18 protein-coding genes, 3 tRNA genes and 1 pseudogene are annotated in these 23,201 nt (G+C 36.2%); 21 read left to right on the top strand and 1 reads right to left on the bottom strand.

Annotation, left to right across the window (positions count from 1 at the left end):
• Positions 1-112: 112 nt before the first annotated feature.
• The 10 genes from rsfS to KGI96_RS08825 all read left to right on the top strand — a co-directional run bounded on the left by rsfS (position 113) and on the right by KGI96_RS08825 (position 7,145).
• Positions 113-430, top strand: a complete 318-nt coding sequence (rsfS, locus tag KGI96_RS08870; protein ID WP_211597176.1) for a ribosome silencing factor — start codon at positions 113-115, stop codon at positions 428-430.
• Positions 427-894, top strand: coding sequence for a 23S rRNA (pseudouridine(1915)-N(3))-methyltransferase RlmH (gene rlmH, locus KGI96_RS08865; protein ID WP_211597177.1), 468 nt, complete (start codon positions 427-429; stop codon positions 892-894). The genes rsfS and rlmH overlap by 4 nt, the downstream gene beginning before the upstream one ends.
• Complete coding sequence (gene mrdA, locus KGI96_RS08860) at positions 894-2,843, top strand: penicillin-binding protein 2 (RefSeq protein ID WP_211597178.1); 1,950 nt, start codon at positions 894-896, stop codon at positions 2,841-2,843. Before rlmH ends, mrdA begins: the two co-directional genes overlap by 1 nt.
• A complete protein-coding gene (rodA, locus tag KGI96_RS08855) occupies positions 2,836-3,978 on the top strand; it encodes a rod shape-determining protein RodA (RefSeq protein ID WP_211597179.1) in 1,143 nt (380 codons plus the stop codon). The genes mrdA and rodA overlap by 8 nt, the downstream gene beginning before the upstream one ends.
• 25 nt (positions 3,979-4,003) lie before the next feature.
• Positions 4,004-4,801 carry a septal ring lytic transglycosylase RlpA family protein gene (locus KGI96_RS08850; protein ID WP_211597180.1) on the top strand — a complete coding sequence of 266 codons (798 nt, stop codon included), beginning with the start codon at positions 4,004-4,006 and terminating at the stop codon, positions 4,799-4,801.
• A gap of 9 nt (positions 4,802-4,810) precedes the next feature.
• Positions 4,811-5,992 (top strand): serine hydrolase, encoded by a 1,182-nt coding sequence (locus tag KGI96_RS08845; RefSeq protein WP_211597181.1) that lies wholly within the window; start codon positions 4,811-4,813, stop codon positions 5,990-5,992.
• Between the two features lie 2 nt (positions 5,993-5,994).
• Positions 5,995-6,687: an epoxyqueuosine reductase QueH gene (locus KGI96_RS08840; RefSeq protein ID WP_211597182.1), complete on the top strand. Its 693-nt coding sequence runs from the start codon at positions 5,995-5,997 to the stop codon at positions 6,685-6,687.
• Between the two features lie 166 nt (positions 6,688-6,853).
• A tRNA-Arg gene (locus KGI96_RS08835) sits at positions 6,854-6,930 on the top strand.
• Positions 6,931-6,967: 37 nt separating this feature from the next.
• Positions 6,968-7,043 (top strand) — tRNA-His (locus tag KGI96_RS08830).
• A 25-nt stretch (positions 7,044-7,068) separates the two neighbouring features.
• Positions 7,069-7,145: transfer RNA gene (locus KGI96_RS08825), tRNA-Pro, on the top strand.
• An 81-nt stretch (positions 7,146-7,226) separates the two neighbouring features.
• Here KGI96_RS08825 and KGI96_RS08820 read toward each other — a convergent pair.
• A complete protein-coding gene (locus tag KGI96_RS08820; protein WP_211597183.1) occupies positions 7,227-8,369 on the bottom strand; it encodes a YjhT family mutarotase in 1,143 nt (380 codons plus the stop codon).
• 430 nt (positions 8,370-8,799) lie between these two features.
• Between KGI96_RS08820 and KGI96_RS08815 the strand changes: the two genes are divergently transcribed.
• The 11 genes and pseudogenes from KGI96_RS08815 to rplV all read left to right on the top strand — a co-directional run bounded on the left by KGI96_RS08815 (position 8,800) and on the right by rplV (position 23,199).
• Positions 8,800-11,274, top strand: coding sequence for a WG repeat-containing protein (locus KGI96_RS08815; RefSeq protein ID WP_211597184.1), 2,475 nt, complete (start codon positions 8,800-8,802; stop codon positions 11,272-11,274).
• 678 nt (positions 11,275-11,952) lie between these two features.
• A pseudogene (gene gltB, locus KGI96_RS08810) lies at positions 11,953-16,419 on the top strand (glutamate synthase large subunit).
• Positions 16,420-16,509: 90 nt separating this feature from the next.
• The gene (locus KGI96_RS08805; RefSeq protein WP_211597185.1) at positions 16,510-17,919 is read left to right on the top strand and encodes an FAD-dependent oxidoreductase; all 1,410 of its coding nucleotides are present in this window, start codon (positions 16,510-16,512) and stop codon (positions 17,917-17,919) included.
• Positions 17,920-18,054: 135 nt separating this feature from the next.
• Positions 18,055-19,467: a type I glutamate--ammonia ligase gene (glnA, locus tag KGI96_RS08800; protein ID WP_211597186.1), complete on the top strand. Its 1,413-nt coding sequence runs from the start codon at positions 18,055-18,057 to the stop codon at positions 19,465-19,467.
• Between the two features lie 352 nt (positions 19,468-19,819).
• Positions 19,820-20,131 carry a 30S ribosomal protein S10 gene (gene rpsJ / locus KGI96_RS08795; protein WP_001181005.1) on the top strand — a complete coding sequence of 104 codons (312 nt, stop codon included), beginning with the start codon at positions 19,820-19,822 and terminating at the stop codon, positions 20,129-20,131.
• A gap of 26 nt (positions 20,132-20,157) precedes the next feature.
• Positions 20,158-20,790, top strand: a complete 633-nt coding sequence (gene rplC, locus KGI96_RS08790; protein ID WP_211597187.1) for a 50S ribosomal protein L3 — start codon at positions 20,158-20,160, stop codon at positions 20,788-20,790.
• A gap of 15 nt (positions 20,791-20,805) precedes the next feature.
• Positions 20,806-21,411: a 50S ribosomal protein L4 gene (rplD, locus tag KGI96_RS08785; protein ID WP_211597188.1), complete on the top strand. Its 606-nt coding sequence runs from the start codon at positions 20,806-20,808 to the stop codon at positions 21,409-21,411.
• On the top strand, positions 21,411-21,710 hold the full coding sequence (rplW, locus tag KGI96_RS08780) for a 50S ribosomal protein L23 (RefSeq protein WP_211597300.1): 300 nt from the start codon (positions 21,411-21,413) through the stop codon (positions 21,708-21,710). Before rplD ends, rplW begins: the two co-directional genes overlap by 1 nt.
• A gap of 18 nt (positions 21,711-21,728) precedes the next feature.
• Positions 21,729-22,550 carry a 50S ribosomal protein L2 gene (rplB, locus tag KGI96_RS08775; RefSeq protein WP_211597189.1) on the top strand — a complete coding sequence of 274 codons (822 nt, stop codon included), beginning with the start codon at positions 21,729-21,731 and terminating at the stop codon, positions 22,548-22,550.
• Positions 22,551-22,580: 30 nt separating this feature from the next.
• The gene (rpsS, locus tag KGI96_RS08770) at positions 22,581-22,856 is read left to right on the top strand and encodes a 30S ribosomal protein S19 (protein ID WP_115316024.1); all 276 of its coding nucleotides are present in this window, start codon (positions 22,581-22,583) and stop codon (positions 22,854-22,856) included.
• A gap of 10 nt (positions 22,857-22,866) precedes the next feature.
• Positions 22,867-23,199 (top strand): 50S ribosomal protein L22, encoded by a 333-nt coding sequence (gene rplV / locus KGI96_RS08765; RefSeq protein ID WP_115316023.1) that lies wholly within the window; start codon positions 22,867-22,869, stop codon positions 23,197-23,199.
• Positions 23,200-23,201: the final 2 nt, after the last annotated feature.

Below are 23,201 nucleotides of genomic sequence, written 5' to 3'. Positions count from 1 at the left end.
AAGCGGTAAGATTTGTGATAAAATTCGCAAATTAATCAAAAAATTTTAAATAACACGTAGAGACAAGGCATACCTTGTCTATTGAATATATATCGTAAAGGACAATAAACAAGTGGAAATCAATTTAGTTGAATTTTTAAAGAACACTTTGGCTGATTTAAAAGCTGAAAATATACAAGCTATTGATGTAAAAGGTAATTCGAGTATTACTGATACAATGATTGTATGTACAGGAACATCAAGCCGTCACGTAGCCTCAATGGCAGATAATTTAACCGAAGAAAGTAAAAAAGCGGGTATTGAAGTCTTTGCCTCTGAAGGGAAAGTGACAGCAGATTGGATAGCGGTAGATTTTGGGCAAGCAATAGTACATATTTTGCAACAAGATAGCCGTGAATTGTATCAATTAGAGAAATTGTGGCATAGATGAGAATTCAGTTAGTTGCAGTTGGTACGAAAATGCCAAAATGGGTAACAACTGGATTTGAAGAGTATCAACGTCGTTTTCCTAAGGATATGCCTTTTGAATTGGTAGAAATTCCTGCGGGAAAACGAGGTAAAAATGCTGATATTAAACGTATTTTAGAGCAAGAGGGTTATGCGATGTTAAACGCCTGTGGGCGTAATCGCATTGTTACTTTAGATATTCCGGGTAAGACTTGGACAACTGGGCAGTTAGCTCAGCAATTAGAAATATGGAAAAATGATGGACGAGATGTGAGCTTACTTGTCGGTGGTCCTGAAGGTTTGTCGCCTGAATGTAAACAACGAGCAGAACAAAGTTGGTCACTTTCGCCATTAACTTTGCCTCATCCCCTTGTGAGAGTGGTTGTGGCAGAGAGCTTGTATCGTGCGTGGTCATTAACGACTAATCATCCTTATCATAGAGAATAATGAACGTTTTTAGCCAAAAAGAATTAGCATCTAAAGAAGTGAGCAACGGTAAGGCTGAAGCTCATCTTTTTATTCGTCGAGCATTAATTGGGTTTCTTGGTGTTCTTGTGTTAACTGCAATATTATTTGCTAATATCTATCATTTACAAATTATTGATTATAAAACCTACCAAACTCGTTCTAATGGAAATAGAATTAAATTATTACCCACTCCTCCTGTTCGAGGATTGATTTATGATCGTAAGGGAAAAGTACTCGCACAGAATTTAACTTTTTTTGGATTATATATTGTTCCTGAAAAAGTCAATAATCTTAAAGAGACATTGCAAAAATTAAAGGATGTTGTAGGTCTAACAGATAAGGATATTGAAGCCTTTCATAAAGAACGCAGACGTTCTTCTCATTATACTCCGATTATTTTAAAAAAAGATTTAACAGAAGAACAAATTGCTCGTTTTGCTGTAAATCAATATTTATTTCCTAACATTGATGTTCAGGCTTATTTTAAACGTTACTATCCTTATGGCGATGCATTAACGCATATTATTGGTTATGTCGCAAAAATAAATGACAAAGATCAAAAAAAATTGAAAGCTGAAGGGAAATATCAAGATTATGCAGGTATGCATAGTATCGGTAAGCGTGGTATCGAAAAATATTATGAAGAGCAGCTACACGGAATACCAGGATTTGAAGAAGTTGAAATTAATAATAGAGGTAAAGTTATTCGTAAATTAAGGGAAAAGAATGCCATTGCAGGAAGCAGTATTCAATTGACGCTTGATATTGATTTACAGCGTTATATTGTGGATTTATTAGCGGATAACAAAGGGGCGGTTGTGGTATTAGATGCGAAAGATAGTAGCATATTAGCAATGGTTACCAATCCGAGTTATAACAATAATTTATTTGTTGATGGTATTTCTTACGATGATTATGAGTATTTATTAAATAATCCTAATCGACCTCTGTATAGCCGAGCAACGCAAGGATCTTACCCTCCTGCCTCAACAATTAAACCTTTTATGGCAATTGCAGGTTTAACAGAAGGGATTGTTACACCTCAGATGACCATTTTTGACCCAGGATATTGGATAATTCCAAATACTAGCCGTAAATTTAGAGATTGGAAACGAGCAGGACACGGACAAACAAATTTAAATAAAGCAATTACGGAGTCTTCTGATACTTATTTTTATCAATTGGCGTTTAATTTAGGTATTGATAAGACATCAAAATGGATGAAAAAATTTGGCTTTGGAGAAAAGACAGGTATTGATATTTTTGAAGAGTCTTCTGCCATTATGCCAAGTCGTGAATGGAAGAAAAAACGTTACAAACAGCAGTGGTTACAAGGAGATACAGTCTCTGTAGGGATTGGGCAGGGCTATTGGACAGCGACACCATTACAACTTGCCAAAGCATTAGCTATTTTGGTGAATAATGGTAAAGTGAATACTCCTCACTTAATGAAAGAAATTGTGGGGGTTGATGTTATGCCATATCAAGATCCCCTTTTGTATGATGATATAAAAAATGTACCTAATACATTTTGGAAAGCATCAAAACAGGGAATGTATAGTGTTATTAATTCATCGCATGGAACTGCGCGCAAGGCTTTTGCCGATACACCTTATAAAGTTGCAGGGAAATCTGGCACTGCACAAGTATTTAGTTTGGCAGAAAACCAAAAATATGATGTGAAAGAGCTTAAAAAAGAATTACACGATCACGCATTATTTATTAGTTTTGCACCTTATGAAGATCCCAAAGTTATCGTTTCTATTATTTTGGAAAATGCAGGAGGAGGATCAAGTAATGCTGCTCCAGTCGTGAGAAAAATAATGGATTACATCTTTCTTGAATCGGATTTATTTAAAAATTTGCAAAATTTAGATCAAAAGTCACCGCTCAATACCCCTCAAGAAGGTAAGGTTTCAAATGAATAGTACATTTATCACTTATATGAAAAAAATATTGGATATTGATATTTGGTTGTTACTTGGATTATTGATGATTAGTTGTTATGGTTTATGGGTATTATATAGTGCGAGTGGTGCCAATGAAAGAATGTTCAATAGTCGATTAATTCAAATAACATTAGGATTTGGTGTACTCTTTTTTATGGCTCTTATTCCTCCTCGTGTTTATGAATTTTTTTCTCCTTTTCTTTATTTGCTCTGTATTGTTTTACTCGTTTTGGTTGATGTAACGGGGGAAATAAGTAAAGGTGCACAACGTTGGTTAAACTTGGGTTTTGTTCGTTTTCAACCTTCAGAAGTGGCAAAGTTAGCCGTACCATTAATGGTGGCAACTTATTTGGGTAAACGTTCTTTACCTCCATCATTAAAAGATACGTTTATTGTACTTGTGATTATCTTAGTACCGACATTATTGGTTGCGATACAGCCTGATTTAGGTACCGCTATTCTAGTATTTGCAGCGGGGATGTTCATCCTTTTTTTAGCAGGCTTAAATTGGAAGTTAATCGCTTCAGGGCTTTTAGGTTTGGCTATTTTTATTCCGATTATGTGGTTTTATTTGATGCACGATTATCAAAAAACGAGAGTAATGACCTTACTTGATCCAGAAAAGGATCCGCTGGGTGCAGGTTATCATATTATTCAATCTAAAATTGCGATTGGTTCGGGTGGCTTTTATGGAAAAGGTTGGATGCAAGGAACACAATCTCAATTAGAGTTTTTACCAGAGCCCCATACTGACTTTATTTTTGCCGTATTAGGTGAAGAGCAAGGAATGGTTGGAATTGTTACTCTCCTAGCGATTTACCTTTTTATTATAGCAAGAGGATTAATTGTAGGAATGAAGGCAAATTCAATATTTGGGCGTTTAATCTCAGGAGGAACGGCGTTATTATTTTTTGTTTATGTCTTTGTAAATATAGGTATGGTCAGTGGTATTCTTCCTGTGGTTGGTGTACCATTACCCCTTTTTAGCTATGGAGGAACATCTTTTGTGACTTTAATGGCGGCATTTGGTTTAATGATGTCTGTTTATGTACATCAAACAAAACAGAAGGATACCAATCCTTACAATAGAAAATTTACAGAATATAAATATTAAGAAGGTTTTGAATTAAAGGAATACTATGCGAGTTATAAAATTTTTCAATGTGTTACTTGTTGCTATGACAATGAGTACTTTTGCAAGTGCAAAATTATCAAAAAATGACGTTCACGTAAAAGGTGCGAAGTTGCTTCCATCTAAGGTGTCGACAAGAATATACAGCTATCGAGACAGAGGGTATAAATATACTACTTTGAGTAAAGAAAAATCGGCTCGTTATCATTCTGTTGGAATTGCCAGTTACTATGGCGGTAAGTTTAATGGTCGAAAAACAGCAAATGGTGAAATTTTTAATGAAAATAATTTTACTGCTGCACATAAAACATTGGCTTTTGGTACTTATTTGCTTGTCACTAATTTACGTAATGGGCGTAAAATTATTGTCAGAGTAAATGATCGAGGTCCATTTAGTAAAAAACGAATTCTTGATCTTTCTAAGAGAGCTGCTCGATCTTTGGGGATGTTACGTTCAGGTATTGCTAAAGTAAAAGTTGAAGCTTTACAAGTTGATCAAAATGGTTATATTTCAGGAAAGGGAACCTCCTCTTTATTAAAGATAGCCCAAAAATCTGGTCTATCATTAAAAATTAAGCAAGCACCTATTTTAACTGCACCTGTTATTGTTAAAATTGTAAATTTTAAATCTAAAGATACCGCTTATGAGATAACAAGAAAGGTTAAACCTAAGACGGTTATTGAAAAAAATGGCAAGTACTATGATGTGTTAATTGCCGTTGATAATCTATTACAGGCAAAAAAATTAAAAAATCAGCTTGCGCTTTTAACACATAACAAAGTTTATATACACAATAAAAAATAGGGAGATGCAATGTCTAAAATTATGAATAAATTACACCAGTTAGGATTATGTGTATTAATAACATCATCGGTCGCTTATGCTCAGAATGATATAGATTTTACTCCATCTCTTCCATCATTAAAGGCACAAACTTATGTCTTAATGGATTATAATTCGGGACAAGTATTAGCGAGTTTAAATCCCAATCAACGTCATTATCCCGCAAGTTTAACTAAAATGATGACCAGCTATGTGATTGGCTCAGCTATTAAACAGGGATATATTAGTAATGATGATGAAGTAATTGTTTCTGAAGCTGCTTGGGGATATAAATTCCCAGGTTCATCAAAAATGTTTTTAAACTTAAAACAAAAAGTGTCTGTGAGCGAATTAAATAGAGGGATTATTATTGCTTCAGGAAATGATGCTTGTGTTGCAATGGCTGAACATATCTCAGGTTCTCAAGAAGCTTTTATTAATGTAATGAACCAATATGTAGATAAATTTGGTTTAAAAAATACACATTTTGCAACAGTGCACGGTTTAGACCATCCAAAACAATATTCTTCAGCTTATGATATGGCAATAATAGCCGCTAGAATTATTCGTGATTTACCTGAAGAATATAAAATATATTCAGAAAAAGAATTTACCTTTAATAAGATTAAACAACGTAATCGTAATGGTTTATTGTGGGATAAATCAATAAATGTTGATGGAATGAAAACAGGGCATACTGATGAAGCTGGCTATAACCTTGTTGCCTCAGCGACAAATTCGAATATGCGTTTAATTTCAGTCGTAATGGGAGTGCCCACTTATAAAGGACGTGAAATTGAAAGTAAGAAATTGTTAAAATGGGGATTTAATAATTTTGAAACATTCAAATCTGTGACGGCGAATCAAACGATTGCTGAACAAAGTGTTTATTATGGTGAACAAAATAAAGTAAAACTTGGATCATTTACCGATAGCTATATTACTATTCCTAAAGGTAAAAGGGCAGAGCTAAAAGTACGCTACGATTTAGAGAATAAAGAGTTAAAAGCACCTTTAATCAAAAAACAAGTGGTTGGAAAAATAATTTATCAATTAGCAGGAAAAGAGATCGCCTCGACGGATTTACAAGTAATGGAAGATGTAATGGAAACAAATATCTTTGGGCAAGCTTGGGATTGGTGTGTTTTAACCGTACAAGGATTTTTTAATTAAATATGGAACAGCAACACAAAAAGAGACGTCAAAAGAAAGATCCTAATGCACCCTTTGTTCGTCCACAACTAGAATTACCAAATGGACATAAAAAATTATTATTACATTCTTGTTGTGCACCTTGTTCAGGGGAAGTAATGGAAGCAATTTTGGAATCAGGAATAGAGTTTACCATTTATTTTTATAACCCAAATATTCATCCATTAAAAGAATACTTAATTCGTAAAGAAGAAAATATTCGTTTTGCAGAAAAATATAATATTCCTTTTATTGATGCAGATTATAATCGTGCAGATTGGTTTGAGCGAGCAAAAGGAATGGAAGATGAACCAGAACGAGGTATTCGTTGTACAATGTGCTTTGATATGCGTTTTGAAAAAGCGGCACAATATGCACACGAAAATGGTTTTCCTGTTTATACGAGCTGTTTAGGTATTTCTCGTTGGAAAGATATGAATCAAATTAATGGCTGTGGGCATCGTGCTGCAGAACCTTATGATGATGTCGTTTATTGGGATTATAATTGGCGTAAAGGTGGCGGCTCACAACGAATGATAGAAATCAGTAAACGTGAACAGTTTTATCAACAAGAATATTGCGGTTGCGTGTACTCATTGCGAGATTCTAATCGATGGCGAGAGGCAAGTGGTCGTCAAAAAATAGAAATAGGTAAACTTTATTACTCAATGGGATAATAAGCTTACAAAATATTTTTGAAGCGGTATGATCGGTAACACTTTTTGCAAATAATTTCTGTTTTTGGATAAATTCCCCTCAATCAGTAAAAAAATGCAAAAAAATGCTAGACAATAGCTTATAAAATCACTAACATACGCTCTCGCAAAGACGCAGTACTTAAAGGCGTTCGTAGCTCAGTTGGATAGAGCGTTGGCCTCCGGAGCCAAAGGTCGCAAGTTCGAATCTTGTCGAGGGCGCCAGACGTTAATGCTAATACAACAAAAAAAATAGACAATGGTGGCTATAGCTCAGTTGGTAGAGCCCCGGATTGTGATTCCGGTTGTCGTGGGTTCAAATCCCATTAGCCACCCCATTTTTTGTCTAACTCAAATTAAGATCGGCGAGTAGCGCAGCTTGGTAGCGCAACTGGTTTGGGACCAGTGGGTCGTAGGTTCGAATCCTATCTCGCCGACCACTTCTTTTTAATTCAATTTTAATCAAAAAAATACCCACAGTAATTAATTACTGCAGGCATTTGTTTTTAAATCAGAAATGATTATTCAACAGTTAATGTTTTACCATCATAACTCATCGTTTTAACCTCTGTTAATGCTTTATTACCCGTAGTTTTACCACCAGCAATAATCACTTTATCGCCATAAGTAACAGAAACTGCTCCTGCCGTACCCACAGGTAATTTACCTACAATTTTCCACGAACCTGTTTTCATATCTAAAGCATAAACGTCAGAACGGAATGTTTTACTTGCTTTGGCTTTACGGTGATCGTTAACACCTTTTTTGTAATTTTCAGCGACACCTGGGAAGTTTGCACCACCAGTCACTAAATACGTACCGTGACTAACACCACTCATTACAGCTGCGATACCTTCTTGATATTTATCGCCTTTTGGAGCTGGAAGTTTTTGCATTGCTTTCCACTCAATACCTTTATCACCTAGTGTTCCCACTTCTGTGGTATCCGTACGAAGTCCTGCTTTAAGTTCACCATTTGCAACTACAAATTTACCATCAACAACGGCAAAGGCTGCTCCAGCACGTCCACCATAAGGGAAGTAGCCTTGATTTGCCCAGTGATTGGTTTTTGGTTCATAACTGGTTACAATTGAATTAAATAAGAAATCTTCTGCAGACATTGCAAAATATTTATCAAAGACTTTGCCCTTGCCCTCTTTTCCTGCTGCTTTTGCATCTTGGAATAAACCATCCCAAATATTTTGGTTTACGCCACCAAAGAAGTAAATTTTACCTTTATAAGTTGTCACACTGGTACCCGCACTTGGACCAAATGGTGAGCGAGTTGTTAATTTTTGCCATTTTTTATCAGCAGGATTATAGCTATAGGCATCTTTTGCGGTTTGGTTATCAGCAACTTCTGTATTATGGAAACCACCGAAAACATAAAGTTTACCATCAACACCTGCGGCAACAGCTTGGTTTCTTTTACCACCTGGGAATGCAGGAACCGCTTCCCATTTAGCCTCTTTTTCTTTTAAATTTAATGAATAGAATAAGTCAGAACCTGAACCTAACCCCACATAAAGGGTGTCACCCACTAATGCACCTGTTCCTGAACCCGCAATCACTTCTGGTAAAGCAGGGTATGATCCAGCAAATGCACCTTGAGTTAAAGCGAGAGCTGCAATTGCGATAGATGATTTAAAAAAAACTTTTTTCATTGATAAACTCCTTTATATATTTAACAAAGATAGAAATAGTTAAATAGAGAGTAAGTGAGGAAATATTGTTCCTAATTATTAGGAGCAATTAATTTAGATACTACATTTACCCTATATTTAATTAACTGAAGAAAAACTTCAAAATTTGGAGTTAATTTGAAATTAACTTCTAAAAAGTGATTATATTCAAGACTATTTATTTTAGGAATAAAAAAATTCAATTTTGCTAGTTAGTTCACAAAATTGAAATTTTTATAAAAATATCTAAAAGGGTTGGGATCTTGCTAACTTATTGAAAAGGTTAGATTATGGATAAAAAAGTTAAAAAGACCACCAAATTAGTTTTACTTCTAAGTAGTTGTTTTTTTTTTTAGAAAACTAATATTATTTGAGCTCATTGTTTGAATTAAATACAAATTAGGAGCAAAAAATGAAAAGATCATTACTTAGTTTTTTAATATTAGTATCGTCTTATACAAATGCACAAAGTGTTGATAATCTAAATATTCAAGAAAGTAGTGGCAGACCTGTTTACGTAACAGGTTATGACTTAAATAATAAATATATTACACTTAACTTTAAAGTCACTGATAGTATGAATGTCTGTTGGTATGGTTCGGGTGAGAATATACCTTTTATCATTGATGATAATTCAAAAAAATCGTCTTTAGTTGGTCTTGATAATGTGACTTATTGCCCTGAAAGAATGTCAATGAGTTCAGGTGATAAATTTTTTGTTAAGTTTGTTGCTCCTAGTGATAATGCTAAAACATTTAGTTTAGTTGAAGGTGAATGTGCCTTGAATTATAAAGAAGGTTGTTGGCGTTTTGAGAATATTCCACTTAATCATCAATCTAAAAAATCAGAATATTCTGTAACCAAAAAAGACTTCTTCTACATTGAAAACAACAAACTCACTAAAGCCGATTTAAAAGACTATTCCAAAGGGCAATTACGCCTATTAAGAAACTACTTCTTTGCTAAAAAAGGCTTTACCTTTAAAGAAGGCTCAGATTTAGATACGTTCTTCAAACAATTCTCGTGGTACTCCCCAACAGAAGTGACATCAACAGATATTTATGAAAATCAACTGACAGAACAAGAGAAAAATAATGTCAGTTTGATTTTGGCTATGGAGAAAGGAGAGTCTGCGGAGCAGGTGAGTGAAAATAAAGAAAAATCTAATATTCAAAATACTGAAACAACACCCAAAAGTACAGTAACGGTGAATGAAGAATCTAAATCATCAGAAAGTAATACTGTTAAAAAAGTAGCGAGTATTGACACAGAATTAAGCTTAGCAAGAAAAGATGGTCATTATGGCTTTATAAACAGTAATGGGGAAATAATTATTCCATTTGAATATATTAGAGCTAAGCCATTTATGAAAAATGGTTTGGCTTTGGTTAAAAAACGTGGGGGAAAATATGGATTTATAAATAAAAAAGGAAAATTTGTTATTCAGCCACAATATGATAAAGCGGTATCATTTTCAGAAAATGGTTTAGCAGCAGTTAGAAAAGAAGGTGGATGGGGTTTTATCAATAGTAAAGGAGAAGAAGTTATTCCATTACAATATAGTTGGGCTGATTCCTTTTCAGAAAATGGTTTAGCTCCTGTTAGTAAAGATGGTAAAAAAGCATTTATTAATAGTAAAGAAGAAATCATTATTCCATTAAAATATGATTATGTAAGATCGTTTTCAAAAAATGGTCTAGCTCCTATTGCAAAAGATGGGAAATGGGGGTTCATTAACAGCAAAGGAGAAGTTGTTATTCCATTACAATATGATAAAGCCTATTCATTTTCAGAAAATGGTCTAGCAAGAGTTCAAACAGGATATAACAAGTGGGCACTTATTAATACGAAAGGAGAGAGCGTTGTATCATTAGAATGTGATAAAATTTATTCTTCCTCAGCTGATAATTTGGCGAGAGTTCGAAATACTTTTCGTCAATGGGGAGCGATAAATAGCAAAGGGGATATTGTTATACCATTTGAATATAGTTATCTTGCTCCATTTTCAGTGGTTGGGTTAGCAGAAGCCAAAAAAGGTGGTTCATTAGGTTTCATCAATACTAAAGGCGAATTCTTTTATGGCTTAGTACCTTATTCTGATAAAAATACATTAAGTGTGGTTCATAATGAACAAGGTAAATATGGCTTTGTGAATAATAAAGGGGAAGTGGTTGTTCCGTTGGAATATGATAAAGTTTATCCGTTTTCGGAGGATGGTTTAGCCAGTGTTGAAAAAAATGGTAAATGGGATATGGTTGATAAAAAAGGAATGTCAATTATTCAAAATGCTAAACTTAATACTTTTGTGAAAAAATATATATCTAATTTACTTGATCAACTTAATTATAATTTTAATGTTCTTGTATATGATAATAATAGTAACGTATTATCTGATGAAAAACTAAAGGATCGTCTTTTAAAAAATGATTTTACTTTAGAGTTAAGTGGTTCTTGTTTATCTAATGTAGATCTTAAATCAGAAACATTAGAATTACTTGTGGCATCAGTCATTAAAAAATGTGGTAAACAGGAGTTACCAACTTATGATAAATTTAAAGATAAGGAGTTAAAAACATCTAAATTTCAAAAAGAAATAAATCAATATTTATCAGCACTCTCAGAATCGGAAAAAGCTTGTTATTCAGTTAATAAAAAATTAGAAAGAGTAAAATATTTTAAGAATTTAAATGAAGCAAAGAATATGGCAAAGAATATAAAACCTTGTAATAATTTAGCTACAAAATTACTAGAACTTAATTTTGAATTACCTGCAATACCAACGAGATTAGCAAAAAGACAAAATAAGGTAGTAAATATAGATGAAAATAATATGAACTTATTTTCAAAACTTTGTAAAAAACAACCACAATGTGCCAAAAACTTTTAAAGAATAATTGATTTCTATAATTAAATCTTAAGCGGTTAGATTTCTAATAAAATTTGCAAATTTTTGATTGAATGTGACCGCTTACATTTTTGTTTATTCATCTTCTCTCTAAGGGATAAATTAGAGAGAAGATTTTTTTGTTTTGTTTGTAATATATTTCACAGAAAATTTTATATCGAGCAACGGTCGGATATACGCAAACAAGTTTGCTAATGCCGACCCTACAAAACATTGTAACTAATTGATATATAATAATTATTGTAGGGGAGCCATTAGCAAACGTAGTTTGCGTATATGCTCCCGTAATGCACAGGGAAAGAATATGGCAACAATATGCTTTAACCTATTTATGAAAACTTGCAAATTTTTGATTGAATGTGACCGCTTGTTTTTTTCTTATTAGTAATGTTCCCTTTATCTTATCAATTAGAAAGACGATTTTTTATTTAGCTAACCATAAATAGTATGTTTTTTATTCTTTAATAAAGCAAATAATCTATATTCATCACAAAAAAATCCCTTTTTAACCAAATTAACCTTATCAATCATTAGTATTTTTTATTATTATCATAGATAATTCTAATCTAAAATAATAAAATTAATTCTATATTTCATATAAATTGATATAAAAATCAAAATAAATTGGCTTTTTGAAATAGAAAAGTGGGAAGGGGTGTTATGTTATATGATAAAAATGAAGTGCGAGAAAACTGTGGGTTTGGGTTAATCGCAAATATTGAGGGTGAACAAAGCCATAAAGTGGTGCGTAATGCCATTTTAGGTCTCTCTCGTATGCAACATCGTGGAGCGGTGTTATCAGATGGAAAAACAGGGGATGGCTGTGGGTTACACTTGCAAATGCCAAAACGCTTTTTTCGTTTTATTGCTGAAGAACAAGGGTTTAAATTGGCAAAAGAGTTTGCGGTGGGGCAGATTTTTTTTCCTGCAGACCCTGAATTAATCGAGCAATATACACAGATTATTAAACAAGAATTAACCAAAGAAACCTTAACCATCAGTGCGTGGCGTGATGTGGCGATCAATCCAGCGATATTAGGTTAAATTGCCTTAGCGAGCTTGCCCGCTATCAAACAGGTGTTTATCAATGTGCCTCCAGGTTGGGGCATTAAGGATATGGAACGCCGTTTATATATGGCACGTCGTCGTATTGAAAAACGCATTGAACATAATGATTTTTATATTTGTAGCCTCTCTTCTCAAATTATTATCTACAAAGGGTTATGTATTCCTAAAGATTTGCCTAAATTTTATTTGGATTTGGCGGATTTACGTATGGAAAGTGCAATTTGTCTCTTTCATCAACGTTTTTCTACCAATACGCTACCTCAATGGAAATTGGCACAACCTTTTCGTTATCTAGCCCATAATGGTGAAATCAATACCATTTCAGGAAACCGTGCGTGGGCAAGAGCAAGGGCATATAAATATAGCACGCCATTAATTCCTGATTTACAAACCGTTGCTCCATTTATCAATGAAACAGGATCAGATTCCAGCTCGTTAGATAATATGTTAGAACTCTTTGTGAATGGGGGAATGGATTTATTTCGAGCAATGCGTTTATTGATTCCACCTGCGTGGCAACATAATCCTGATATGGACGAGGATTTGAAAGCTTTCTATGATTTTAATGCAATGCATATGGAACCTTGGGACGGACCTGCTGGTATTGTATTGAGTGATGGTCGTCACGTTGCCTGTAATTTGGATCGTAATGGTTTACGCCCTGCTCGTTATGTGATTACGCAAGATAAGTTAATTACCATTGCCAGTGAAGTAGGGATTTGGGATTATGCCCCTGATGAAGTGATTGAAAAAGGGCGTGTCGGACCGGGTGAGTTATTAGTGATAGATACTGATAATGGTCGCTTAATTCATTCCGCAGAAATTGATGCTGAAATTAAAGATCGCCACCCATATCGAGAGTGGTTAGAGAAAAATGTATTACGTTTAACCCCTTTTGAAAAGGTGTCTGATACTGAAGTTGGTGATATTGAGGTTACGCCTGAGCAACTACTCACTTATCAAAAGCAGTTTGGTTATACAAAAGAAGAGCTTGAAAATATCATTCAAGTATTGGGTGAGAATGGACAAGAGCCAGTAGGGTCGATGGGTGATGATACCCCATTTGCGGTATTGTCTGAAAAGCCTCGTGTTATTTATGATTATTTTCGTCAATATTTTGCACAGGTTACCAATCCACCGATCGATCCTTTGCGAGAAGCCCACGTGATGAGCCTTGCCACAAATATTGGGCAAGAGGTGAGTGTCTTTTTTGAAACAGAAAGTACCTCCCATAGAGTGAATTTTAAATCGCCAATATTAGTTTATTCTGATATGCAACAAATATTGGCATTGCCTCAGCAGTGGTATAAACATATATTTTTAGATGCGACTTATAATCGTGATATTACCGATTTAAAAAGTGCCATTGTTGATTTGTGTGATCAAGCCGAAGAAGCCGCAAGAAAGGGTTGTGGTTTAATTGTGGTGTCTGATCGTTTGATTAGTAAAACAAATTTACCTATTCCTGCTGCATTGTCAGTGGGGGCGATACAGCAACGTTTAGTTGAGAAAAATTTACGTTGTGATGCCAATATTATTGTGGAAACAGGCTCAGCTCGTAACCCTCATCACTTTGCTGTGTTAATTGGATTAGGAGCAACAGCGGTCTACCCTTATTTAGCTTATGAAACATTAGGGCAGCTAGTCAAACTAGGTGCAATGAATAAACCATTACGAGAAGTCATTGCGAATTTCCGTAAAGGGATTGATAAAGGGCTGTATAAAATAATGTCTAAAATGGGTATTTCGACTATCTCCTCTTACCGTTGTGCTCATCTTTTTGAAGCGGTAGGATTAAGTAAAGAAATTACCAATTTATGTTTCCCTCGTATTACTTGTCGTATTGGTGGTGCTTCCTTTGAGCATTTAAACCAAGATAATATAACGCTCAACCGCTTAGCGTGGCGTGTTAGTCAACCATTACCAATGGGAGGAGAGCTTAAATATAAACCACAAGGTGAATATCACGCTTATAATCCTGATGTAGTGAATTATTTACAACAAGCCTTGAATTCAGGGGATTATCAGATTTATAAAAAATATACCGAAGTGGTAAATAACCGCCCTGTCACCAATATTCGAGATTTACTACATCTAAATATAGACTCACAACAACCTATTCCTCTTGAACAGGTTGAACCCGCAGAAAATTTATATAAACGCTTTGATAGTGCGGCGATGAGTATCGGAGCATTAAGCCCAGAAGCCCACGAAGCATTAGCAACTGCAATGAACCGTTTAGGTGGTTTCTCAAATTCAGGGGAAGGAGGGGAAGATACTGCTCGTTATGGTACGGAAAAAGTGTCTCGTATTAAGCAAGTTGCCTCAGGTCGTTTTGGGGTAACGCCTGCTTATTTAATGAGTGCTGATGTTATTCAAATTAAAGTGGCACAAGGGGCGAAACCTGGTGAAGGGGGGCAACTTCCAGGGGATAAAGTGACGCCTTATATTGCAAAATTACGTTATTCCGTACCGGGTTCAACCTTAATTTCCCCCCCGCCTCATCACGATATTTATTCTATTGAGGATTTGGCACAATTAATTTTTGATCTAAAACAGATCAATCCAACGGCATTAATTTCAGTAAAACTGGTTTCCTTACCAGGCGTTGGCACCATCGCAACAGGCGTGGCAAAAGCCTATGCAGATTTAATCACTATTGCAGGGTATGACGGTGGCACAGGTGCAAGCCCTCTAACGAGTGTCAAATATGCGGGTTCACCGTGGGAACTTGGTCTAGCAGAGGCTCAGCAGGCATTGGTTGAAAATAATTTACGTCATAAAGTCCGTTTACAAATTGATGGTGGCTTAAAAACTGGTCTTGATGTGATTAAAGCAGCGATTTTAGGGGCAGAAAGTTTTGGTTTTGGTACAGGTCCTATGATTGCATTAGGTTGCCGTTATTTGCGTATTTGTCACTTAAATAATTGTGCGACGGGTATTGCCACACAGGATGAGACGTTACGTCAAAATCATTATCACGGCTTACCTGAAAAAGCGATGAACTATTTTAAATTTATCGCCCAAGATGTACGTGAAATTATGGCACAACTCGGTGTTGAAAAATTAACGGATCTGATTGGGCGGACAGATCTTTTGGCGGTGATCGAAGGTAAAACGGCGAAGCATTCACAACTTGATTTAACGAGTTTACTTTATAAACCGCAAGTACCAAAAGGTGGGGCAACACATTGTATTGAAAGCAATCCACCGATGGATCAAGGCTTACTCAATAAAGCGATAATGAAAGAAGCTGAGAGCGTATTGCAATCTGACGAACCTTGTCATTTAGAAATGAACTTTGATGTCAGCAACTTAGATCGTTCTATTGGAGCGACACTTTCAGGCAAAATTGCACAGAAATATGGTAATAAAGGCAATCCACAGCAACGCTTTGACCTTAATTTAGTGGGAACAGCGGGGCAAAGTTTAGGGGCGTGGTTATCTGGTGGCGTGAGTATTTCTCTGATTGGCGATACTAACGATTATGTCGGTAAAGGTATGGCAGGCGGAAGCATTGTTATTCGTCCACATACTGGCGTGTCATTCCAACCAGAGCATTCAACCATTGCAGGGAATACCTGTTTATATGGTGCGACAGGTGGAACGCTCTATGCTTCAGGGCGAGTGGGAGAACGTTTTGCGGTTCGTAACTCAGGTGCAACCGCTGTTGTTGAAGGTATTGGTGATAATGGTTGTGAATATATGACTGGCGGTGTGGTATGTGTGCTAGGTAAAACGGGTATTAACTTTGGTGCAGGTATGACTGGCGGTTTTGCTTACGTATTGGATGTGGATGATCGACTTCAAGAGCGTATCAATGGTGAGTTAGTGGAAGGGGTATCTATCGTTGATTTAACAAGGCATCAAGTATATTTAAAGAGTTTACTTTCTCAATATCTTGAGCAGACAATGAGTCCATTAGCAGAAGTTATTTTAGAGAATTGGGAAGAATATATTGCACGTTTTGTGCTTGTTAAACCCAGATCGAATGATGTTGATGGCTTGCTAGGACAAGATCGCCATACCATCAATGAACTTGGTGTAATTACCCAATAGTGAGCAATAACAAGCGGTAGGATAAAGATCAAAATTTACAAATTTTTATCACTAAGTCACCGCTATCACCAAATTAAAGTAGGAAAGAATATGACAAGACAAGGCAATATTTATCAATTTATCGATGTAAATCGTAATGATCCACCTAAAATTCCATTAATACAAAGGAAAGAGGATTTTATTGAGATTTATGAAGTGTTTAGTGAACCACAGGCACAATCCCAAGCAGATCGTTGTTTAGCCTGTGGTAACCCTTATTGTCAACATAAATGCCCATTACATAATAATATTCCAGAATGGCTGAAACTAACCTATGAAGGGCGAATTATTGAAGCAGCAGAATTGGCACACGAAACGAATACATTACCTGAAATTTGCGGACAAGTTTGTCCTCAAGATCGCTTATGTGAAGGAGCGTGTACTTTAAATCCTGAATTTGGCGCCGTAACGATTGGCAGTATTGAAAAATATATCACAGAAACCGCCTTTGAAATGGGCTGGCGACCTCAAGTAAAAAATATTCCTCATTCAGGTAAAAAAGTCGCAGTAATTGGCTCAGGACCTGCTGGCTTAGGCTGTGCTGAGCAACTGATTAAAAATGGTGTGTCGGTCACGGTGTATGAACGTCAACCTGAAATTGGCGGATTACTCACTTTTGGTATTCCATCATTTAAGTTAGAAAAAAGTGTGATGAGCCGTCGCCGTGAAATTTTTAGTGAAATGGGGATTGAGTTCAAATTGAATATTGAAATTGGAAAAGATATTCAGTTGGAGGAAATTGTCAATGACTATGATGCCGTTTTTTTAGGGATAGGGACGTATCAAAGTATCAAAGCGAATATTCCTAATGAAGAGGCTCAAGGAGTCTATTCTGCCCTTCCTTTTTTGATTGGCAATACAAAGAATGTGATGGGTTTAGAGACGGATGAATTTTTTTCATTACAAGGTAAGCGAGTGGTTGTGTTAGGTGGCGGTGATACGGCAATGGATTGTGTGCGTACTGCTATTCGTCAACAAGCAACGGAAGTGATTTGTGCCTATCGTCGTGATGAAACCAATATGCCGGGTTCTAAAAAAGAGTTTGTTAATGCAAAAGAAGAGGGGGTTAAATTTCAATTTAATGTACAGCCTACGGCAATTCAAACCAATGAAAAAGGTGAAGTAACAGGTATTGAAATTGTACATACACAACTGGGAAAACCAGATAGTAGTGGTCGTCAGCGAGCTGAGATTGTGGAAGGCAGTGAAAAAATCATTGATTGTGATGTCGTGATTGTTGCCTTTGGTTTTTCTCCTTCAAAAATGTCTTTTTTAGAGCAAGTCAGTGTAAAAATAGATGATTACGGTAGAATTGAAGCAAAAGGAAATCATAAGCAACAAACATCCAATCAGAAAATTTTTGCAGGAGGAGATATTACCAGAGGTTCAGATCTTGTTGTCACTGCGATTGCAGAAGGACGAGATGCCGCCCACTCTATTTTAGATTATTTAGAGGTATGATGAAAAAAACAAGCGGTCAGATAAATACAAAAATTTGCACATTTTTGCATTAAAGTGACCGCTTATTAACAAAGACTTGATTTTATTTACAATAATGAATAAATTATATTAAAACTAACCAATAAGGACGTAATTATGTCAAATGCAGCAGTGCAAAATGTATTTAAATTAATCGAAGAAAATGAGATCAAATTTGTTCTTCTTCGTTTTACCAATATCCAAGGGAAAGAACTCGGCGTCTCTTTACCTATTAGTGCCGTAGATGAAGACCTTTTTGAAGAAGGTAAAATGTTTGATGGTTCATCAGTAGAAGGTTGGAAAGCTATTAATAAAGCCGATATGCTATTAATGCCAATTGCAGAAAGTGCTGTTGTTGATCCTTTTGCTCAAATTCCAACGCTCTCTATTCGTTGTAGTGTTTATGAACCAAGTACAATGCAATCTTATGATCGTGATCCTCGTTCTATCGCAATGCGAGCAGAAACTTATTTGAAATCAACAGGTATCGCAGATACCGTATTATTTGGACCAGAGCCTGAATTCTTCTTATTTGATGATGTACGTTTTAGTAATAAAATGAATGGCAATTCTTATGCGATTGATGATATTGAAGGGGCGTGGAATACCAATAGAAAATATGAAGAGGGGAACAATGCTTATCGTCCTCTTGTTAAAGGAGGGTACTGTGCTGTAGCACCTAATGATACTGGACACGACATTCGTTCTGAAATGTGTTTGTTATTAGAAGAAATGGGCTTAGTAATTGAAGCACATCACCACGAAGTCGCAACCGCAGGGCAAAATGAAATTGCCACTCAATTTAATTCCTTAGTATTAAAAGCAGATGAAACCCAAATTTATAAGTATGTGGTACAAAATGTCGCATTAGAACACGGTAAAACTGCCTGCTTTATGCCAAAACCATTAGCGGGTGATAATGGTTCAGGAATGCACTGTAATATGTCATTAAGTAAAGATGGACAAAATATCTTTATGGGGGATAAATATGCAGGTCTTTCAGAAACCGCATTGTATTACATTGGTGGTATTATCAAACACGCCAGAGCATTAAATGCCTTTACTAACCCAACAACTAACTCATACAAACGTTTAGTTCCGGGTTTTGAAGCGCCAGTATTACTGGCGTACTCAGCAGGTAATCGTTCTGCTTCTATCCGTATCCCAGCGGTCACAAGCCCTAAAGCAACACGTATTGAAGCACGTTTCCCTGATCCATTAGCAAATCCATACTTAGCATTTTCTGCGTTATTAATGGCAGGGCTTGATGGAATTAATAATAAAATCCACCCAGGGGATGCAATGGATAAAAATCTTTATGATCTTCCTCCAGAAGAGCTTAAAGGTATTCCAGCAGTAGCGGGTTCACTAGGTGAAGCATTAGACGCCCTTGAGCAAGATTATGAATTCTTAACTCAAGGTGGGGTATTCTCAAAAACCTTTATTGATACCTTTATTGATATAAAACGTAAAGAAGTTGAGCGTTTGAATATGACCCCACATCCACTAGAATTTGAAATGTATTATTAATTTTATTTAACAAACAAAATAGTATTAACTCGTTGATAAATTTTATTTTAGCACTCACTTGCTATAGAAATTTATCAGCGAGTTATTGTTTTATAATGATTAGTCTGTTTTTATCTAACTTTTAACTTGCTTTTTATTTTATAGTCAGGTAACATTGCGGGGCTTTTCTGTTATGGAATAAGTCACTTGATGTAATCATTTATCAAGTGTCATTACAAATTTTGTAATGAAATATAAAATGTTTCCGATTTGGAAACTAAAGAGGTTAATCGTGCTCCCTTAAGTTTTTGATAGCTTAAGATTGGTAGTTCGGTTTTTTTATTAGCTAAATTTATAATGGAGCTCTGGTCTAATGCAGAACCAAAGAATCCGTATCCGCTTAAAAGCATTTGATCATCGTTTGATTGATCAATCAACAGCGGAGATCGTAGAAACGGCTAAACGTACTGGTGCACAGGTTCGTGGTCCAATTCCTTTACCAACTCGTAAAGAGCGTTTTACTGTATTGATTTCTCCTCACGTAAACAAAGATGCACGTGACCAATATGAAATTCGTACACATAAACGTTTGGTTGATATTGTTGAGCCAACAGAAAAAACTGTTGATGCACTAATGCGTTTAGATCTAGCTGCTGGCGTTGATGTACAGATCAGTCTAGGTTAATTGGGAAATTTAAAGAGGTTATTACAATGATTGGTTTAATCGGTCGTAAAGTTGGTATGACTCGTATCTTCACTGAAGATGGCGTTTCAGTACCAGTTACAGTTATCGAAATCGAAGCCAACCGTGTGACTCAAGTTAAAACCCTTGAAACAGACGGCTACTGTGCAATTCAAGTTACAACTGGTGCTAAAAAAGCAAGCCGAGTAACTAAGCCAGAAGCAGGTCATTTCGTAAAAGCAGGTGTTGAAGCTGGTCGCGGTTTATGGGAATTTCGTACTGAAGGTGAAACTCAAGAGTTCACTTTAGGACAAGAAATCAAAGTGGACATTTTCACAGATGTTCAAAAAGTAGATGTTACTGGTACATCAAAAGGTAAAGGATTTGCAGGCGGTGTTAAACGCTGGAACTTCCGTACTCAAGATGCTACTCACGGTAACTCTTTATCACATCGTGTTCTTGGATCGATTGGTCAATGCCAAACGCCAGGTCGTGTGTTTAAAGGTAAGAAAATGGCTGGACACTTAGGGGCTGAACGTGTAACTGTTCAATCACTTGAAGTTGTTCGTGTAGATGCTGAACGTAACGTGCTATTAGTAAAAGGATCTGTTCCTGGTGCTATTAATGGTAACGTTATTGTCAAACCAGCTGTTAAAGCATAAGTCTAGGAGATAGAGATGGAATTAGTAACTAAAGATGCAGGAAGTGCATTGACTGTTTCTGAAACTACCTTCGGACGTGAGTTTAATGAAGCACTAGTTCATCAGGTAGTTGTTGCGTATGCAGCAGGTGCTCGTCAGGGAACTCGTGCACAAAAAACTCGTGCTGAAGTGTCTGGTTCAGGGAAAAAACCTTGGCGTCAAAAGGGTACTGGTCGTGCTCGTGCAGGTAATGTTAAGTCGCCAATTTGGCGTTCTGGTGGTGTTACTTTCGCAGCTAAACCACAAGACCATAGTCAAAAAGTAAACAAAAAAATGTACCGTGGTGCAATCAAAAGCATTCTTTCTGAACTTCTTCGTCAAGAACGTTTAGTAGTTGTTGAAAAATTTGATGTAGATGCACCTAAAACGAAAGTTTTAGTACAAAAATTAAAAGAAATGGCATTAGACGATGTTTTAATCATCACAGCAGAAGTAAGTGAGAATTTATTTTTAGCGGCTCGCAACTTATATAAAGTTGATGTACGTGATGTGCAAGGTATCGATCCAGTAAGCCTAATCGCTTTTGAAAAAGTGGTTATCACTACTGATGCTATTAAGCAAATTGAGGAGATGTTAGCATGATGCAAGAAGAACGTTTGCTAAAAGTGCTTAGAGCACCTCATATCTCTGAAAAAGCGACAAACAACGCAGAAAAAGCAAATACAATCGTATTCAAAGTTGCATTAGATGCTAATAAAGTAGAAATTGCAAATGCGGTTGAACAACTTTTTGAAGTTAAAGTGGATTCTGTGCGTACTGTGGTAGTTAAAGGTAAAACTAAACGCCGTGGTGCTAAAATGGGTCGTCGTAGTGACTGGAAAAAAGCTTATGTAACACTTGAAGAAGGCCAAGAATTGGACTTCGCAGGTAGTGCAGAGTAAACGGAGGAATAAAATATTATGGCTATAGTAAAATGTAAGCCGACCTCCGCTGGTCGTCGTCACGTAGTTAAAATTGTTAACGCAGAGCTTCATAAGGGTAAACCTTATGCACCTCTTTTAGATACTAAATCTAAAACAGGTGGTCGTAATAATTTGGGTCGTATTACTACTCGTCACATCGGTGGTGGACATAAACAACACTATCGTATTATTGACTTTAAACGTAACAAACTTGATATCGTTGGTACAGTTGAACGTTTAGAATATGATCCAAATCGTTCTGCGAATATCGCATTAGTGCTTTATAAAGATGGTGAACGTCGTTATATCTTAGCACCTAAAGGTCTTTCTGCAGGTGATCAAGTTCAAGCGGGTGTTTCAGCACCAATTAAAGCTGGTAATGCATTACCTATGCGTAATATTCCAGTAGGTACAACAGTACATAACGTAGAATTAAAACCTGGTAAAGGTGGTCAAATCGCACGTTCTGCTGGTACTTACGTACAAATTATTGCTCGTGAAGGTAATTATGTTACTTTACGTCTTCGCTCAGGTGAAATGCGTAAAGTATTAGCTGAGTGTTCTGCGACTATCGGTGAAGTAGGTAACTCAGAGCATATGCTTCGCGTCCTTGGTAAAGCTGGTGCAAGCCGTTGGAGAGGTATTCGTCCAACAGTTCGTGGTACAGCAATGAACCCTGTTGATCACCCACATGGTGGTGGTGAAGGTCGTAACTTCGGTAAACACCCAGTTACTCCTTGGGGCGTTCAAACCAAAGGTAAGAAAACTCGTCACAACAAACGTACAGATAAATATATTGTACGTCGTCGTGGCAAGTAATATTTTTTTAATTAAATAAAGAGGTAAGCCATGCCACGTTCTCTCAAGAAGGGTCCTTTCCTTGACCTACACTTGTTGAAGAAGGTAGAGAAGGCGGTGGAAAGCGGGGATAAAAAACCAATTAAAACTTGGTCCCGTCGTTCAATGATCATTCCACAAATGATCGGATTGACCATCGCAGTCCATAATGGTCGTCAGCATGTTCCTGTGTTTATTTCCGATGAAATGATCGGTCATAAACTAGGTGAATTTGCCCCGACTCGTACATATCGCGGTCACGTCGCAGATAAGAAAGCTAAGAAATAAGAGGTAGAAGATGGAAACAATAGCAAAACATCGTTACGCTCGTACTTCTGCACAAAAAGCTCGCTTAGTTGCTGATTTAATTCGCGGTAAAAGCGTTGCACAAGCATTAGAGATTTTAACTTACACTAATAAAAAAGCGTCAGATTTAGTGAAAAAAGTATTAGAATCTGCTATTGCAAATGCAGAGCATAATGACGGTGCAGATGTCGATGATCTAAAAGTTGCGAAGATTTTTGTAGATGAAGGTCCTAGCATGAAGCGAGTAATGCCACGAGCAAAAGGTCGCGCAGATCGTATTTTAAAACGTACTAGCCACATTACTGTGGTTGTGTCAGATCGTTAATC

The sequence above is a fragment of the Phocoenobacter atlanticus subsp. cyclopteri genome (genome assembly GCF_018343795.1).
In the GTDB taxonomy this organism is placed as follows: Bacteria; Pseudomonadota; Gammaproteobacteria; order Enterobacterales; family Pasteurellaceae; genus Phocoenobacter; species Phocoenobacter atlanticus.
The sequence above is the reverse complement of the archived record's forward strand: the minus strand, read 5'-3'. Positions and strand labels throughout refer to the sequence as shown.